Below are 16182 nucleotides of genomic sequence, written 5' to 3'. Positions count from 1 at the left end.
GAGTCGTGCGCTGTACTTGCTCATGAAAAAACACCCCAAATCGTTGAACGGGTGTCCAACTTTTGGGGTGCAGTTCACTTTCGTGCCGAGGCTTTTTGCCGTTCAGAACGTCCTGCCGATCATTGTGCCGACGTCACTTGCACCGCCGTCGCCGACACGTACACCGCATGGATCGTGTCGCCCTTCTTCAGCTTCTCGGCAGCCATGCCCGGCGTGAGGTCGAGCGTCTCGGTGCGCCATGCGCCGCGCAGCGTGATCTTGCGCTTCTTCACGTCGACGCTTTCGACCGTCGCGATCGTCTCGATGCGGCGCGTCGCATCGAAACCCGTCACGCCGTCGGCACCCACGGTCGGCTGATAGGTCGTCGTATCGATGCGCGTACGGTCGCCCTTGGCCGCGCCCGTCACTTTCTCGGCGCTGACGAGCAACGCGGCCTTGTAGGTGACGTCGATCTGGTCGCCGACTTTCAATTGCTCGAAGCCTTTGACTTCCTTGCCCACCTGGACGGTCGAATCACCGTTCGCGCCGCGCACCATCAGCGCGCGATTCGCGCGATCGATGCCGACGATCTGCGCCCGGATATGAACCGGCTGCTCCTGGCTCACGACTTGTTCCGCGGTCGCCGCCAGCGTTCTGTCTTGCGCGAGCGCCGTGCCCGTCGAAGCGACGATTGCGGACAGGGAAAGGATTGCAGCGGCACACAGTTTCAGATTCATTGAATGGACTCCTCGAATAAAAACGCGATGCGGAAATTCCGCCGTGCGACTGTCGCAACGACAGTCGAGGCGGCGTATTTATAACGTCCGCGCCGCGTGCGCCGAGCCATTCGAACGATATATTACGATTCGCCATCTTCTCCGCGACGCGCGTCGACAAAGGCGCGCCCGGCGTCTAACCGGTAGAATCGGCCCCATATCCGCCACGGGCGCGCGCCGCCCGTCTCCTTGCCGCTTCCCCGATCTCTCCAGGAGCGCTATGCGACGCTCGGCATTCTTTCTCCGCTTCATCGGCATCGGCGTTCTGTTTCATATCTATGTGGGCGTCCGGCTCATCCCGGATGCGCCCGTCGGCCTGCCGCTCAAGGTGCTGGCGGCGCTGTTGCTTGCGGCATCGGTCATCACGATTCCGCTCGGCATGGCGGCCCGGCAGATCGAACCGCAGTCGCTTGCGGATCGCCTCGCCTGGTTCGGGCTGACGGCGCTCGGTTTTTTCTCGTCGCTGCTCTTGCTGACCTTCGCGCGCGACGTGATGCTCCTCTTCGTGCATCTCGCCGACTGGCTGCGCGGCGCGCCCGTCGGTTCGCCGATGCTCGTCGGCTATAGCGCGCTCGCCGTGCCGCTCCTCGCCGTGCTCTTCTCCGCGATCGGTTTCTACAACGCGCGGCGGCGCGCGCCGGTCGTGAGCGTGGATGTGCCCATCGACAATCTCCCGGCCGCGCTCCAGGGTTTCACGATTGCGCAGATCAGCGACATCCACGTCGGCCCGACGATCAAGCGGCACTATGTGGAACGCATCGTCGCCGCCGTGAACGGGCTCGAACCTGATCTCATCGCCGTGACAGGCGATGTCGTCGACGGCAGCGTGCCGAATCTCGCCGATCACACACGCCCGCTCGCGGGCCTCAGCGCGCGGCATGGCGCGTTTCTCGTCACCGGGAATCACGAATATTACTCAGGCGCGGACAAGTGGATCGCCGAATTTCGGCGTCTCGGCCTGACCGTGCTGCTCAATCAGCATGTCGTGCTGAATCATGACGGCGCTCAAGCCGTGGTCGCGGGCGTCACGGATTTCAGCGCGGGCAGTTTCGATCCGGCGCATCGCAGCGATCCCGCGAAGGCGATCAGCGGCGCACCCGACGACGCCATCGTGCGCGTGCTGCTCGCGCACCAGCCGCGCAGCGCCACGGCCGCCGCCGAAGCGGGCTTCACGCTACAGCTCTCGGGGCACACGCATGGCGGTCAATTCCTGCCGTGGAATTTCTTCGTGCGGCTGCAACAGCCGTTCGTCGCCGGACTCGTTAAGTTCAACGGACTGTGGGTCTATACGAGCCGTGGAACCGGCTATTGGGGACCGCCCAAGCGGCTGGGCGCGCCTTCAGAGATCACGCTGGTTCGACTGGTTGCGGCTACGGCCGCATAAAAAAAGGGACGCGCGCCGTAGGGTGCGGCGCGCGTCCAGCGCTCGGGGACAAGCGCTACTCCCGATCACGGTGATGAACGGGCAACTCGATTGACGGGCGGGGCCCCGCCAGCGAGTAAGTGAAAAATAGGCGAACAGAAAAACCGAGGACATAAGAAATCTCCTAAACAATGAAACGCAGTTCGATTGTCACGGAGTCCGAATCTCCACTCACGCTTTCGCCGACATCGCCGCGGGCGTCGTCGCATAGACGCTTCTGTGCGGGGCGGTGCCCTCGCGCGGCCAGTCGGAGCGGGCGTCGAAGAACCATTCCGCGCGCTCGCGTCCTTTGCGCATCAACGCATGAATCAGCGCCGGATTGCGATCGAGCTTGGATGCATAGTCGAGCGGCCCGGGATAATCCTTCGCGTCGAGATGCATCTCCACGACGCGAACCTTGATCGGCTTGTAGCGCTTTTCGAGCGACGCATCGGCTGCAAGCAGTTCGTTCACGCGCGTCGTGAAGTAAAGCTCCTGCCCGAGCGCGAGATTGCCGGACAACTCGTTGCGACGGTCGATGATCTCGTTCATCGATTCAGGCAACTCGCGCCGATACTGCGGATTGATCTGCACGACCCAGATTTCGTCGGGCCGCGAATCGAGCGCGAAGTCGGTGAATTCGCGCACCGGCGGATTGCTGCTGAAGAGGCCGTCCCAGCACATGCGCCCATCGGCCGCGACCGCGCGATACAGCGGCGGCACCGCAGCCGAGGCGACCAGTTGGTCCTGATCGAGCCTGTCGCCGGGAAAGATCACGCGGTCGCCCGAACGCACGTCCGTTGCGCCGACGAGAAGCGTCGGCTTCGCGCGCAGTTGCGGATCGGCGGGAAGCGACGCGAAAGGCAGATGCTTGGCGAGCAGTTCGCGCAGGCGTTCTTCGGCTATCGGCGGATACAGATACGGACTGATCTCCGCATTGACGGGCAAGCGTGCGTACCACGTACCGACCGCGTTGACGACGATATCCGGCCCGTCGCGCGCTTCCAGATCCTTCCAGAACGCGGCGAGACGCCGCCTGGCGTCGGGCGGGCCGCCGAGCAGCAGTCCGCACCACGCGAGCGCGCTGCACATCGCGCCGCCCGACGTGCCGGACAGCGCCACCAGTTCGAAGCGGTTGACGAACTCGCCGCTCAGCAGCCGGTCGAGCACGCCCGCGGCGAATGCCGCATGGCTGCCGCCGCCCTGACACGCGATCGCTACTTTGGGAATGGCCGCCATCGCCGCACCTCTCGCGTCCGTCGATATCGGACGTACGCTACAGGATAGGCGACACGCGCCGCTATGCCAGCGCGGCGAGCACCTGCTGCGTCGAACGAATACGCCCGATGCGCGGAAAGATGTAGCGGCAGGTCGATTCGTGCGTGTCGGCGTTGAGATCGCTCATCGCGTCCTCGACAAACACTTGCTGATAACCGCGCTCGTGCGCGCCGCGCGCCGTCGAATCGACGCCGATCGCCGTCGCGATGCCGCCCAGCACGATCGTGCCGATGCCGCGCCGGCGCAGATGCGAGTCGAGGTCGGTATTGTAGAACGCGCCCCACTGCCGCTTCGTGACGACGATATCGGTTGCTTGCACGTCCAGTTCCGCGCACAGGTCGCTCCAGCCCGCCGGCTCCGGCGCTTCCTGCGCCTGACCTGCGTCGGTGATCGGCCGCAAGCCGCCGGGGGCGTTCGGAAACGCGACCTTGACGAACACGACCGGCGCGCCGAGCGCGCGAAAGCGGTCGGCGAGCGCGCGCGCATTGGCGAGCACGCTCGCGGCGGAGTGAGGTTGCACGGGCAAGGCGGTGATGCCCGCCTGCAAATCGATCAGCACGAGCGCGGTCTTCGCGGCATCGAGCTCGAGTTCAGGTGCGTTCATGGCGAGTCGGCTAGAAATGGATGGATGACTGCGCGTTGTCAGGCTTCGTCGTGCAGGAATTCAAGCGCCGCGCCGTTCATGCAATAGCGCAGGCCGGTAGGTTTCGGACCGTCGTCGAAAACGTGGCCGAGATGCCCGCCACAGCGCCGGCAATGGACCTCGTTGCGCATGTGGCCGGTCGCGTCCGCGTGCGTCGCGACTGCGCCATCGACCGGCTTCCAGAAGCTCGGCCAGCCGGTGCCGCTATCGAATTTCGTCGCCGACGAAAACAGCGCGGATCCGCATCCCGCGCACGCGTATGTGCCGTCGCGGCGTTCCTTGAGCAGCGGGCTCGAGAACGGCGGCTCGGTGCCGCCGCGCCTCAGCACGCGGAATTGTTCCGACGACAGACGGCGCCGCCAGTCCGCGCTGGTGTGATCGATTTCGTACGATCTGGCGGGCGCCGAGGGAAACCCGCCCGTGAAGGCGGCCGCCATCGCACCGAGAAAATTGCGCTTCGTGCGCCTCATGATCTTCATACGATGAACGCCCTCATGCCTTGGTTGACAGCCGGCGCCGCGCTACGTCTTGAACCGGTATCCCGTCTTGAAGATCCACGCGACGATCGCGATAAACACCGCAAGAAACACCAGCGTCATGCCGAAACTCACGCCGACGTGGACATCGGCGAGTCCGTAAAAGCTCCACCGAAAGCCGCTGATCAGATAGACGACCGGATTGAACAACGCGACCGCCTTCCAGAACGGCGGCAGGATATTGATCGAATAGAAGCTGCCGCCGAGGAACGTGAGCGGCGTGACGATCAGCAGCGGAATGATCTGCAGCTTCTCGAAGCCGTCGGCCCAGATGCCGATGATGAACCCGAGCAGGCTGAACGTTACCGACGTGAGTAGCAGAAAGACGATCATCCACACCGGATGATCGATTCTGAGCGGCACGAATAACCGCGCGGTCAGAAGAATGATGAGCCCGAGAATGACGGACTTCGTCGCCGCCGCGCCGACATAGCTCACGACGAGCTCGAAGTACGACACCGGCGCGGACAGCAATTCGTAGATGGTGCCCGTGAACTTCGGGAAATAGATGCCGAACGACGCATTGGCGATGCTTTGCGTCAGCAGCGACAGCATCACGAGGCCGGGCACGATGAACGCGCCGTAGCTGATGCCGTCGACTTCCGGAATGCGCGAGCCGATGGCCGCGCCGAAGACGACGAAATAAAGCGATGTGGAAATGACCGGCGACACGATGCTTTGCATCAGCGTGCGCCCGGCGCGCGCCATCTCGAAACGGTAGATCGCGCGAACGGCGTATAGATTCATTTGGCTTCCCTGACGAGGCTCACGAAAATATCTTCAAGCGAGCTTTGCGTCGTTTGCAGATCCTTGAAACGCACGCCGGCTTCGTCGACGTGACGAAGCAGCGCAATAATGCGGCCCGGCTCGTCCTGCGCGTCATATGTGTACGTGAGTTCGCCGCCGTCCGCCGAACGCGCGAGGCCGTAGGGCTGAAGCTGCGTCGGAATTTCGGCGAGCGGATGTTCGAGTTGCAGCGTGAGCTTCTTCTGCCCGAGCTTGCGCATCAGCTCGCGTTTTTCCTCGACGAGCACGATTTCGCCGCGATTGATGACGCCGATGCGATCCGCCATCTCCTCCGCTTCCTCGATGTAGTGCGTCGTCAGGATGATGGTCACGCCGTTGCCCTGCAGCTCTCGCACAAGGTTCCACATGTCGCGGCGCAATTCGACGTCGACGCCCGCGGTCGGCTCGTCGAGAAACAGAATCTCCGGTTCGTGCGCGAGCGCCTTCGCTATCAGCACGCGCCGCTTCATGCCGCCCGAAAGCGTCATGATCTTGTTGTCCTTTTTCGCCCAGAGCGACAGCGATTTCAGCACCTTCTCGACGTAAGCCGGATTCTTCGGCCGCCCGAAAAGCCCGCGGCTGAACGACACGGTCGCCCAGACGGTTTCGAAGGCGTCGGTGGTGAGTTCCTGCGGCACGAGACCGATCATCGCGCGCGCGGCGCGATAGTCGGTGACGATATCGTGACCGGCGACGGTCACTTTGCCCTCGCTCGGATTGACGATGCCGCAGACGGTGCTGATGAGCGTCGTTTTGCCCGCCCCGTTCGGGCCGAGCAGCGCAAAAATCTCGCCGCGACGGATTTCGAGGTTGATGTCCCTGAGCGCGCGAAAGTCCGACCCGTAGGTCTTGGACAGATTGGAAACGGTGATGATGGTCGACATGGCGTGGACGATAGCAGATACCGCGCCTTCCGGCTTGAATGAAGGGGTCGGCCATTCGGCCAATGTTCGACGCGCGCGGCAGTGCATAAAATGGCCGTTCCCGAAAGGAGCTACATCATGCTGTTCGAACAGATCCAGACCTCGTGCCTCAACGACGCCGACCTGCCGTGGGTGCCGTTCACGCCGTACAGCGAGCGCGTGCTCGTCAAGTATTTCAAGCTCGACCCGGTTCGCGGCGAAGTCATCGCGATGATGAAGGCGCCGGCGAAAGGCGAGATGCCCCGTCATCGTCATACGGGAACCGTGATCGTCTATACGGTGCAGGGGCGCTGGAAATATCGCGAGCACGAGTGGATCGCGGAGCCGGGCAGCATCGTGTACGAGACGGCGGGTTCGAGCCACACGCCCGAGGCGCTGCCACCGGATTCGGGGGGCGCGGACATCGTCACGCTCAATATCATTCAGGGCGAACTGCTGTTCGTGAACGACAAGGGCCACGTCCTCGCCGCCGAAAACTGGAAAAGCGGACTCGACCGATACCTTGCGTTTTGCGACGCAAACGGCATCGCGCCAAAAGATCTGACCGCCTTTTCCGCTGGTTAGAATCGATGCCTGGACGCGCCTCGCGCGCTTTCGACCCTTTCCGGTTTGCCGGCCGCACGCGCCGGCGCAGATCAAGGAGGAGCAAAAGCATGAAGATTCAGACCGTCGGCATCGTCGGCGCAGGAACCATGGGCAACGGCATCGCGCAGGTCGCCGCCGTCGCGGGCTTCAAGGTCGTGATGATCGACGTCACCGACGCCGCGCTCGCAAAAGGCATCAAAACGCTGACGGGCAGCCTCGAGCGGCTCGTGTCGAAGGACAAGCTGGAGGCATCGGCGCGCGACGCGGCGTTGACGCGCATCGAAACGTCGACCGATTACGGGCGTCTCGCCGCAGCGGACATCGTCATCGAAGCCGCGACCGAGAACGCCGAGCTCAAGAACCGCATTCTGAAGCAGATCGAAGACGCCGCGCGCGCCGATGCGATCATCGCGTCGAACACGTCGTCGATTTCGATCACCGCGCTCGCCGCGACGCTCGCCACGCCCGAGCGCTTCATCGGCATGCACTTTTTCAATCCGGTGCCGCTCCTGCAACTCGTCGAAGTGATTCGCGGCGTGCAGACGAGCGATGAAACCGCGTCCGCCGTGCGCGAACTCACCGAGAAGCTCGACAAATCGCCGATCGGCGTGCGCAATTCGCCGGGCTTCGTCGTCAACCGCATTCTCGTGCCGATGATCAACGAAGCGTTCTTCGTGCTGTACGAAGGCGTCGCGAGCGCGGAGGAAATCGACGCCGGCATGAAGCTCGGCGCGAATCATCCGATCGGACCGCTCGCGCTCGCGGACCTGATCGGCCTCGACGTGTGCCTCTCGGTGATGGACGTGTTCCTCAAGGACTTCGGCGATTCCAAGTACCGCGCCTGCCCGCTGTTGCGCGAGCTCGTGTCGGCGGGACGCCTCGGTCGCAAGACGAAGCGCGGCGTGTATCAGTACGATTGAGAAGCGACGAAATCGAGCACCGGTCCGGCGGGCACGATGCCCGTCGGATTGATCGTCCGATGGCTCTCGTAGTAATGCCGCTTGATGTGCTCGAAGTTCACGGTCGCGGCGATGCCCGGCATCGCGTAAACGTCGCGCACGAACTTTGACAGATTCGGATAATCCGCGATGCGCCGCAGATTGCACTTGAAGTGGCCGAAGTACACGGCGTCGAAGCGCACGAGCGTCGTGAAGAGGCGAATGTCGGCTTCGGTGAACCGGTCGCCCGCGATATGGCGGTGCGTGCCGAGGCGTTCTTCGAGAAAATCGAGCGTCTCGAAGAGCGGCATCACCGCTTCCTCGTAGGCGGCTTGCGTCGTCGCGAAACCCGCCTTGTAGACGCCATTGTTGACCGTGTCGTAAATGCGCGCGTTGAGCGTGTCGATCTCTTCGCGCAACTCGCGCGGATAGTAATCGCCCGGCTTCGCGCCGATGCCGTCGAACGCCGAATTCAGCATCCGAATGATTTCCGACGACTCGTTATTGACGATCGTCCCGCGCTGTTTGTCCCACAGAATCGGCACCGTGACGCGACCGGTGTAATGCGGATCGGCGGCGGTGTACACCTGATGCAGATAGCGCGCGCCGTTGATCGAATCGGGCACGACGCCCGGCGCGTCGTCGAAGGTCCAGCCGTTTTGGAGCATCAGCCAGTTGACGACCGATACGTCGATCATCGCTTCCAGCCCCTTGAGCGCGCGCATGATGAGCGTGCGATGCGCCCAAGGGCACGCGAGACTCACATACAGGTGATAACGCCCTGCCTCGGCCTTGAAGCCGGTATCGCCGTCCGCCGTGACCCAGTTGCGAAACGCCGCGTCCTTGCGCACGAAGCGTCCGCCCGTGGATGACGTGTCGTACCACTTGTCCTGCCATTTTCCGTCGACGAGCAGTCCCATTTCGATTCTCCTTGCGTGGGGTGGCGCAATCGGCGCGCCACGGCATTCATATCAATCAGTCTTGTTCGATGAAGCGCACGAGTTGCGCCATCGTCGCGTCCGGCGCTTCTTCCATCAGCCAGTGGCCCGCGCCCGGCACGACCACGCCTTGCACGTTCGTCGCGACGAGCTTCGCCTGATCGATCAGAAACGTGCCCGACGCGCGCTCGCCGGTGAGGACGAGCATCGGCATCGGAAGCGGCGTCTTCGCGAACGCGGCAAAATCGTCCGCGTCTTGCGGGAACGCATGAAAGTATTCGAAACCCGCGCGCATGCGGCCGTTGCGCGCGTATTGCGCCGAATAATAGCGGCGATCGGCTTCGCTCACCGAATGCGCGGGATCGGCGGCGAAGTCGTTCCAGAAGTGCTCGAAGAAAACGCGCTCGCGTCCGCGAACCAGCTTTTCGGGCGTGTCGCCGCAGAAATTGAAGTGCCATTTATCGCGCAACAGCCAGACTTTCTGCCAGTCGCCGACGCCCGGCAGAAACGCGTCCATCAGCACGATGCTTTCGACTTCGTCGGGATATTGCGCGGCGTACGCATACGCGACCATCAGCCCGATGTCATGCCCGACCAGCTTCACCTTGCGATAGCCTAGCGCTTGCACCATCGCGTGAATGTCTTGCGCGAGCGTCTTCTTGTCGTAGCCGGCAGCGGGCATCGCCGAGCCGCCCGCGCCCGGCAGATCCGGCGCGATTACGACGCGCTCACCGCCAAGACGCGTCATCAGCGGTTGCCACATGCGGCTCGTTTCCGTGTAGCCATGCAGGAGGACGACGGGCGTCGCGTCGCCGTGTCCAACTTGCAAATAGTGCAGTTCGACGCCGTTCGCATCGATCGTGCGGGACTGCATCGCGCTCGCGGCGGCGACGGGTTGCGGCGGGCGCGGCGCGTTCGTGGCATACGCGGACGGTTGCAGCGCAGCGGCGGCGACAAGCATGCCAACGGCGCGGCGGATCGTGTGCAGGAAGGTTTTCATCGTTCAGCTCCATCGAAGGTTCGGTTATCCGATGACGCTCAGGTTGGCCCCCCGCCGCGCTTTTGCCGTACGATCCGGACGATGAACTCGTTCGATGGAGTCGAACATGTTGTCAGAGGAAGAACTCTCGCTACTCGATGCGATTCGTGAAACCGGCAGCTTGTCGCGCGCGGCGGCGCGGCTCGGCAAGGCGCCGTCCACCGTGTCGCACGCGGCGCGGCAACTGGAAACACGTTTCGACGCGCTGCTCTTCGACCGGCGGCGTTATCGGCTGCAACTGACGCCCGCCGGACATCTTCTCGCCGATGAAGCCTCGCGCCTGATGCTCGACGTGTCGCGGCTCACGCAGCGCGTGAAGCAGGTCGCGAGCGGCTGGGAAGACCGGCTGTGGCTCGTCTGCGATGAAATCCTCGAATTCGAGACGCTGCTGCCGGTCGTGCAGGCGTTCGATGCGCTCGGTTCCGGCGTGGCGCTGCGCATCACGCACGAAGTGCTCTCCGGCACCTGGGAAGCGTTGCGCGACGGCCGCGCGGATCTGATCGTCGGCGCGACCAACGAGCCGCCCGCGATTCCCGGTCTGCGCTGGTTCGAGCTCGGCGTGATGCAGTGGGTGTTCGCCGTGTCGCCGCGTCATCCGCTCGCGAGCGTCAGCGGGCCACTCAAGCGCGAGCAGATCGCGGCGCATCGTGCGGTTGTCGTCGCGGATTCGTCGCGTTCGGCGGGCCGCGCTTACGGCGTGCTCGGCGGTCAGGCCGCGCTCGCCGTGCCGACGATGCGCGCAAAAATTCTCGCCCAGCGGCAAGGCCTGGGCACGGGCTGGGTGCCGCGGTATCGCGTGCAGGCGTTGTTTGCGCGCGGCGAACTCGTCGAAAAGGAAACCGCCGATCCGCGCGAGCCGAACGTGTTGTATGTGGGCTGGCGCGGCGATCACGAAGGCCGCGCGCTGCAATGGTGGATCGAGCAGTTGCGGCAACCGCGTCTCGCGCAACGTCTCGTCGATGGCATCGACGCGTTCGCGTGACGCGGCCGCGTGTTCGCGAAACGGCCGAGGCCAGCGATTTGCAGCGCGTCGGCGCGCAACGCTCCCCGGCCGATTAACCCTTCGACAGCAACTCGACGACGCGCATCGAATGCGTCTGCTCGGCGATGTCCTTCGCTGTCAGGCCGCGATCGTCGCGCAGATCGCGTTTCGCGCCGCGCGCGAGCAACATCGACGCGGTTTCGTCGCGATCGTAGCCTGCCGCCCACATCAGCGCGGTCAGATGATTGCGATACGCCGCGTTCACATCGACACCGGCATCGAGCAGACGCTGCACGATCGCCGTGCGCCCCTGCCCCGCCGCGTATTCGATCGCCGTCTTGCCGACGCGATCCGTCGCGGCGACATCCGCGTGACGCGCGATCAACAGCGCGGCGATTTCGTCGTTGCCGTCGAAGGCCGCGGCCATCAGCGGCGTGATGCCCTGCACGTTGGCCTGGCTGACGTTCGCGCCGCGCTCGATCAGCATGCGCGCCATCGGCGCGAGGCCCTTCTTGCACGCGCTGATGAGCGGCGTGTCGCCGATGCGATTGCGCGAATCGATCGCCGCGCCTTCATCGAGCAAGCGCGCGACGGACGCCTGATCGCCTTCGCGCGTCGCGGAAAGCAGGCGTTCGTTGAGCGTGTAGGCGTCCTGTTGCGCGTAAGCGATCGCGCATGTCATCGACAGGAAAATGGTCAGCAAGCGTAGGCGTTTTGTCATGCGTCATTGCAGATTCGCGATGTAGTTCGCCAGATTCTCGATGTCCGCGTCGGTCAGATTCTTCGACACGCTCGTCATGTTGCCCGCGTCGTTGGTGCGCTTCCGGTCGCGGAAGTCCTGCAACTGCTTCACGATGTACGGATACTGCTGTCCCGCCACGCGCGGGATCTCGTTCTGCCCGGAGAAGCCGCCGAGATGGCACATCGTGCACAGAATCTCTTCGGACTTCTTCCTGCCCGCTTCCACTTTCACCGGGTCCGCCTTGAAATCGGCGGCGATGGGCTTTTGCGCGGCGAAGTAATCGGCGAGCAGGTGCATGTCGTCGGGCGTGAGATTCGCGGCCATCGGCGACATCCGCGGATCGCTGCGGCGGCCCGCCTTGAAGTCGCGCAATTGCAGATAAATGTAGCGCGACGTTTGCCCCGCGAGCGACGGATAATCGCCCGTCGTCGAATTGCCGTTGATGCCGTGGCACGATGTGCAGATGGCGGTCTTCGTCGCGGCAGCCGTCTGCGCGTCCGCGGCGCGCGAGAGCGACGGCAGCGACAACAGCAGACACGCGACGAGCCACAGCGCGTAGACGAGCCAGACACGCACGCGTTTCGATCGCTTCGAAGGCGTCATCATCAAGGCAGCGCGAACACGAGCAGGCTGTTGCCGCGCTTGAAGTCGAGCTGCGTGTTGCCGCCCGCCGCGACCGCGATGTACTGCTTGCCGTTCACCATGTACGACACCGCCGGCGCGTTGACCCCCGCGCCGCACTGGAACTCCCAGAGCTTGCGGCCGGTGGCGGCGTCGAAGGCGCGGAACAGGCCGTTGCCTTCGCCGTTGAAGACGAGCCCGCCCGCCGTCGCGAGTACGCCGCCGATCAACGGCTGATCCGTCTTGAAGCCCCACGCGATCTTGCCGGTATCGACGTTCACCGCAACAAGCCTGCCCCATTGCTGCTCGGAAGGAATCACCTTGAACGCGCCGCCGAGCCACAGCTTGCCGCCGGGGTACGCGACTTCCTCGACCTGATACGTCATCGGCTGATGCAGGTTCGCCGCATACGCCATGCGCGTCTTCGGGCTGAAGGCCATCGGCGACCATTCGACGCCGCCGTTCGCGCCCGGCAGCATCCGCGCGCCGGTGGGCGTCGGCAGTGTCCACACGCCTTCCTGCGGAATCATCGCTTCGGAGACGCGAATCAGCTTGCCGTCGCGGCGATCGTGCACATAGACGAAGCCCGTCTTGCCGCCGTGGATGATGCCCGGAATCATCTGCCCGTTCTTGTCCTTCACGTCGATGAGAATCGGCGGGCTCGCCGCGTCGAGATCCCATACGTCGTGCGCGATGTACTGGAAGTGCCACTTGTACTTGCCGCTGTCGAGATCGACGGCGACGAGCGAATCGGTATAGAGATTGTCGCCGGGACGAATCGCGCCGTAGAGGTCCGGCGACGGATTGCCGACCACGAAGTACACCGTGCGCGTCTTGCGATCGATCGCGGGCGCCATCCACACGCCGCCGCCGAGCGTCTTGTTGAAGTCGCCGCCCTTCTCCGCGAGCGTCTTCTTTTCCGCCGCGATGTCGCGCTTCATGTTGCGGCCGACGGCGTCGTTCTCGGCCCAGACGCCTTCGCTGCCGGTATCGGGAATCGTGTAGAACGTCCACAGCAACTGGCCGGAGTTCGCGTCGAACGCCTTCACGAAGCCGCGTATGCCGTACTCGCCGCCGTTCGTGCCGATCAGCACCTTGTCTTCGACGACGACGGGCGCCATCGTCTCCGAATAGCCTTCTTCGGGATCGGCGATCTGCGTCGACCAGAGCACGTTGCCGGTCTTCGCATCGAGCGCGACGAGCTTCGAATCGAGCGTGCCCATGAAGAGCCGGTCGCCCGAGATCGCCACGCCGCGATTGTTCGGACCGCAGCAGAACGTCGTGACCGGACCCATCTTGTGCTTGTAATGCCAGAACTCCTTGCCCGTGACCGCGTCGATCGCGTAGACGTGGTTGTAGGACGTGGTCAGGAACATCACACCGTTCGAGACGATCGGCGCGGTTTCCATCGACTCCATCACGGCGGTCTGGAAGATGAACGCCGGTTTGAGCCTGGCGACGTTCGACGTGTTGATCTGCGTCGCGGGCGCGTAGCGCGTTTCGGCATACGATCCGTTCGAATGCAGCCACGACGCGCTGTCGCCCGCGGCGCCGTCGAGCTGCTGCTGCGAGATGGATCGCAGCGAGCTCGGGACTGGCGAGGCTTGCGTCGTGTTGGCGTTCTGGATTTCGTCGGCGGCTTCGATTCCGGGCGATGTCACGATCCCGAAAGCACCGACGGCAACAATGAGCGCAACGAGCGAGGTACGGGAAAAACCGGCCATGTCAGTCTCCCAAATCGTTCTTGTGTGGGCCTCGTTATGCGCGGCGGAACATTGCGTGCCCTCTTCTGCGCCCGCAAAAAAGAATAGGCAATTTAAAAATGCATTTCCAGATTTCGTTAAAGGCGCGCGTTCGTTTCGGCACGCGCTGCACGAAGGGTATTTCAGGGGAAGACGGGCGCCGATTTTTAGTAGTATGGATTGGCGTGCCGTTATGATTGCGCCCGTCGATGCCGGGAGCGGCTTGCCGGATCGCCGGCTTTCGCTTATCGCTCGTTCATCCTCGTCACGCGCGTGGCCTCTGCGCGGGCGCCGCTTCGATCATCACCTTTATCCGGACGCATCATGCCCATCCTATCCAACGGACAGCCGAATCCGAATCCCCGCCAGCCGGTGGACATCGCGCGCATTCTGCTCGTCATCACGATCCTGACCGCGCTCACGGTCGGCAGTCTCTACGTGCTGCGCCCGTTCCTGCCGGGACTCATCTGGGCGACGACGATCGTCGTCGCGACCTGGCCGCTCATGCTCGCCGTGCAGCGCCGCTGCGGCAACCGCCGCTGGATCGCGACCACCGTCATGCTGCTGATGCTGCTGGTCGTCATCGTGCTGCCGCTCTATTCGGCGATCTCGACGCTCGCGGAGCACGGCGGCGAGATCATGGCCGCCGTCAAGAGTCTGCCGAGCTACGCGCTGCCGCCGCCGCCGGGCTGGATCCATGACGTGCCGCTCGTCGGCGCGCGCGTATCGAAGGAATGGCAGATGCTCTCCGACGCCGGCCCCGGCGGCCTGCTCGCGAAGCTCGAACCCTACGTGACGATCGTCGCGCGCTGGATGCTTTCGCATGCGGCCGTGGTCGGCGTGTTCGTCATGCACATGGTGATCACCGTCATCATCTCCGGCATTCTGTACACCAACGGCGAGGCGGCCGGCCGCTTCGTCACGCGCTTCGCGACGCGCATCGCCGCGCAGCGCGGCGCCGAAGCCGTCAAGCTCGCCGGCCTCGCGATCCGCGCGGTCGCGCTCGGCATCGTCGTGACGGCGGTCACGCAATCGGCGCTCGGCGGCATCGGGCTTGCGGTTGCGGGCGTGCCCGCCGCGGGCATCATCACCGCGGTCATGCTGATGCTGTGCCTCGCGCAGATCGGCCCGCTCCTGCCGCTGCTCGGCGGCGTTGCATGGCTCTTCTGGAACGGATCGACCGTCGTCGCTTCGATGCTGCTCGTGTGGTCGATCATGATCGCGATGCTCGATAACTTCCTGCGCCCCATTCTCATCAAGCGCGGCGTGAATCTCTCGATGCTGCTGATTCTCTCCGGCGTGCTCGGCGGCATGTTCGCATTCGGAATAGTCGGATTGTTCATCGGTCCGGTGATTCTCGCCGTGACGTCGACGATTCTGAACGCGTGGATCAACGAGCAACCGCCGCTGCCGCAAGTCGAAGCGATGAGTAACGAGGAAATCGCGAACACCCCGTCGGCGCGGGGTCTCGCGGATACATCGGGAAGACAGGGTTAATTGATAAAGATATTCTCGATTTGTCGCATTTTTTATCGACAATCGGAATGCGCTTAAATCGAGAATTCGGACTCTTACGAAAATGAGATTTTGTGCCGGTTAACACGGTGTTTCACGGTTTTTGGGCGATGCATATCCGTTACAATGCAATCCTTCGTTATTTGCCCGATTGAGGGCGCAGGGGATTGACCATGTCTTTGCGTGACGTGGACGACATCGATTACATCGGAGTGAATATTCTCTTCAAGCGCGTATATGTCGGGCTCTTCGACGATCTGGACTGGCGCGATGAAGAGAAGCATCAGGATTTGCTCACAAAGAAGATCGACCGCTACATCCGTTATATTCGTTCAGGCAAATTGCTGTTGAATTATCCGAAAGTTCGCGGCTATGAGATCGTGGTCGAATACGTGTCGATGCATCCCATGACGCCGTCGGGACTCGAATTCTGGAAATCGCGCGAACGCGTCGTGACCGACGCCGGTTACAAGGTGCATATCCGTGGCGTCGACGTGCGTCATTCGCTCGGCATTTCCGTCGATAAACCGGAGCGCGTCGCAGCCGAACCGGTCGAGCCGCCCGCGCTGGAAGTGCTCGATCCCGACCCGCGCATGCAGCAACTCGCCGACGTCGCCGACGTTTCGTATCTTCCGCCCTCGATGCCCAAATCGGGCCTGCCGCAGGCGCTGCCCCTGCTCAGGCGTCTCGCGATGCGTCAGGCGGCAAGCTACTGAACCAACTCCCGCGATCGAAAAAAGCGGCGTGGCTCGCATGA

At 63.4% G+C, this 16182-nt stretch carries 17 protein-coding genes; 6 read left to right on the top strand and 11 right to left on the bottom strand.

The genetic code is table 11. The annotated features are described in order from the left end of the window. Positions 1-119 precede the first annotated feature (119 nt). Positions 120-716, bottom strand: coding sequence for a hypothetical protein (locus NCR93_RS15110; RefSeq protein WP_008353834.1), 597 nt, complete (start codon positions 714-716; stop codon positions 120-122). A 259-nt stretch (positions 717-975) separates the two neighbouring features. Between NCR93_RS15110 and NCR93_RS15105 the strand changes: the two genes are divergently transcribed. Beyond that, positions 976-2139, top strand: a complete 1164-nt coding sequence (locus NCR93_RS15105) for a metallophosphoesterase (RefSeq protein ID WP_008353835.1) — start codon at positions 976-978, stop codon at positions 2137-2139. 210 nt (positions 2140-2349) lie between these two features. Here the strand turns inward: NCR93_RS15105 and NCR93_RS15100 are convergent, their stop codons facing one another. The 5 genes from NCR93_RS15100 to NCR93_RS15080 all read right to left on the bottom strand — a co-directional run bounded on the left by NCR93_RS15100 (position 2350) and on the right by NCR93_RS15080 (position 6284). Beyond that, complete coding sequence (locus NCR93_RS15100) at positions 2350-3396, bottom strand: patatin-like phospholipase family protein (protein ID WP_008353836.1); 1047 nt, start codon at positions 3394-3396, stop codon at positions 2350-2352. A 61-nt stretch (positions 3397-3457) separates the two neighbouring features. Further along, positions 3458-4039, bottom strand: a complete 582-nt coding sequence (locus NCR93_RS15095; protein WP_175983062.1) for a hydrolase — start codon at positions 4037-4039, stop codon at positions 3458-3460. A gap of 38 nt (positions 4040-4077) precedes the next feature. After that, entirely contained in the window at positions 4078-4557 is a 480-nt protein-coding gene (msrB, locus tag NCR93_RS15090; protein WP_008353838.1) for a peptide-methionine (R)-S-oxide reductase MsrB, read from the bottom strand. A gap of 42 nt (positions 4558-4599) precedes the next feature. Further along, positions 4600-5361, bottom strand: coding sequence for an ABC transporter permease (locus tag NCR93_RS15085; RefSeq protein ID WP_008353839.1), 762 nt, complete (start codon positions 5359-5361; stop codon positions 4600-4602). Further along, positions 5358-6284 (bottom strand): ABC transporter ATP-binding protein, encoded by a 927-nt coding sequence (locus NCR93_RS15080; RefSeq protein ID WP_250532256.1) that lies wholly within the window; start codon positions 6282-6284, stop codon positions 5358-5360. Before NCR93_RS15080 ends, NCR93_RS15085 begins: the two co-directional genes overlap by 4 nt. A gap of 117 nt (positions 6285-6401) precedes the next feature. Between NCR93_RS15080 and NCR93_RS15075 the strand changes: the two genes are divergently transcribed. Beyond that, positions 6402-6887, top strand: coding sequence for a 2,4'-dihydroxyacetophenone dioxygenase family protein (locus NCR93_RS15075; RefSeq protein WP_008353843.1), 486 nt, complete (start codon positions 6402-6404; stop codon positions 6885-6887). Positions 6888-6976: 89 nt separating this feature from the next. After that, entirely contained in the window at positions 6977-7828 is an 852-nt protein-coding gene (locus tag NCR93_RS15070; protein WP_008353844.1) for a 3-hydroxybutyryl-CoA dehydrogenase, read from the top strand. Here the strand turns inward: NCR93_RS15070 and NCR93_RS15065 are convergent. Both NCR93_RS15065 and NCR93_RS15060 read right to left on the bottom strand, forming a co-directional pair. Then, positions 7816-8766 (bottom strand): glutathione S-transferase family protein, encoded by a 951-nt coding sequence (locus NCR93_RS15065; protein WP_008353845.1) that lies wholly within the window; start codon positions 8764-8766, stop codon positions 7816-7818. The genes NCR93_RS15070 and NCR93_RS15065 overlap by 13 nt on opposite strands. Positions 8767-8821: 55 nt before the next feature. After that, positions 8822-9784: an alpha/beta fold hydrolase gene (locus NCR93_RS15060; protein ID WP_175983063.1), complete on the bottom strand. Its 963-nt coding sequence runs from the start codon at positions 9782-9784 to the stop codon at positions 8822-8824. 106 nt (positions 9785-9890) lie between these two features. Here NCR93_RS15060 and NCR93_RS15055 point away from each other — a divergent pair, with 106 nt between their 5' ends. Then, positions 9891-10805: a LysR family transcriptional regulator gene (locus NCR93_RS15055; RefSeq protein WP_008353847.1), complete on the top strand. Its 915-nt coding sequence runs from the start codon at positions 9891-9893 to the stop codon at positions 10803-10805. A 73-nt stretch (positions 10806-10878) separates the two neighbouring features. Here the strand turns inward: NCR93_RS15055 and NCR93_RS15050 are convergent, their stop codons facing one another. From NCR93_RS15050 to NCR93_RS15040, 3 genes are read right to left on the bottom strand one after another with little or no spacing between them, the layout of a single operon-like run. After that, on the bottom strand, positions 10879-11526 hold the full coding sequence (locus NCR93_RS15050; RefSeq protein ID WP_175983064.1) for an ankyrin repeat domain-containing protein: 648 nt from the start codon (positions 11524-11526) through the stop codon (positions 10879-10881). 3 nt (positions 11527-11529) lie between these two features. Continuing rightward, entirely contained in the window at positions 11530-12153 is a 624-nt protein-coding gene (locus NCR93_RS15045; RefSeq protein WP_175983065.1) for a c-type cytochrome, read from the bottom strand. Then, on the bottom strand, positions 12153-13892 hold the full coding sequence (locus tag NCR93_RS15040; protein WP_175983066.1) for a pyrroloquinoline quinone-dependent dehydrogenase: 1740 nt from the start codon (positions 13890-13892) through the stop codon (positions 12153-12155). Before NCR93_RS15040 ends, NCR93_RS15045 begins: the two co-directional genes overlap by 1 nt. Positions 13893-14234: 342 nt before the next feature. Between NCR93_RS15040 and ydiK the strand changes: the two genes are divergently transcribed. Together ydiK and NCR93_RS15030 are read left to right on the top strand one after the other, a co-directional pair. Continuing rightward, positions 14235-15407 (top strand): AI-2E family transporter YdiK, encoded by a 1173-nt coding sequence (ydiK, locus tag NCR93_RS15035; RefSeq protein ID WP_075583509.1) that lies wholly within the window; start codon positions 14235-14237, stop codon positions 15405-15407. Positions 15408-15598: 191 nt separating this feature from the next. Then, on the top strand, positions 15599-16141 hold the full coding sequence (locus tag NCR93_RS15030) for a DUF6572 domain-containing protein (RefSeq protein ID WP_008353854.1): 543 nt from the start codon (positions 15599-15601) through the stop codon (positions 16139-16141). Positions 16142-16182 lie beyond the last annotated feature (41 nt).

The organism is Caballeronia sp. ATUFL_F1_KS39 (assembly GCF_023630985.1).
Classification (GTDB): domain Bacteria; phylum Pseudomonadota; class Gammaproteobacteria; order Burkholderiales; family Burkholderiaceae; genus Caballeronia; species Caballeronia zhejiangensis.
Note: the sequence above shows the minus strand (reverse complement) of the source record. Positions and strands in the feature narration are given on the sequence as shown.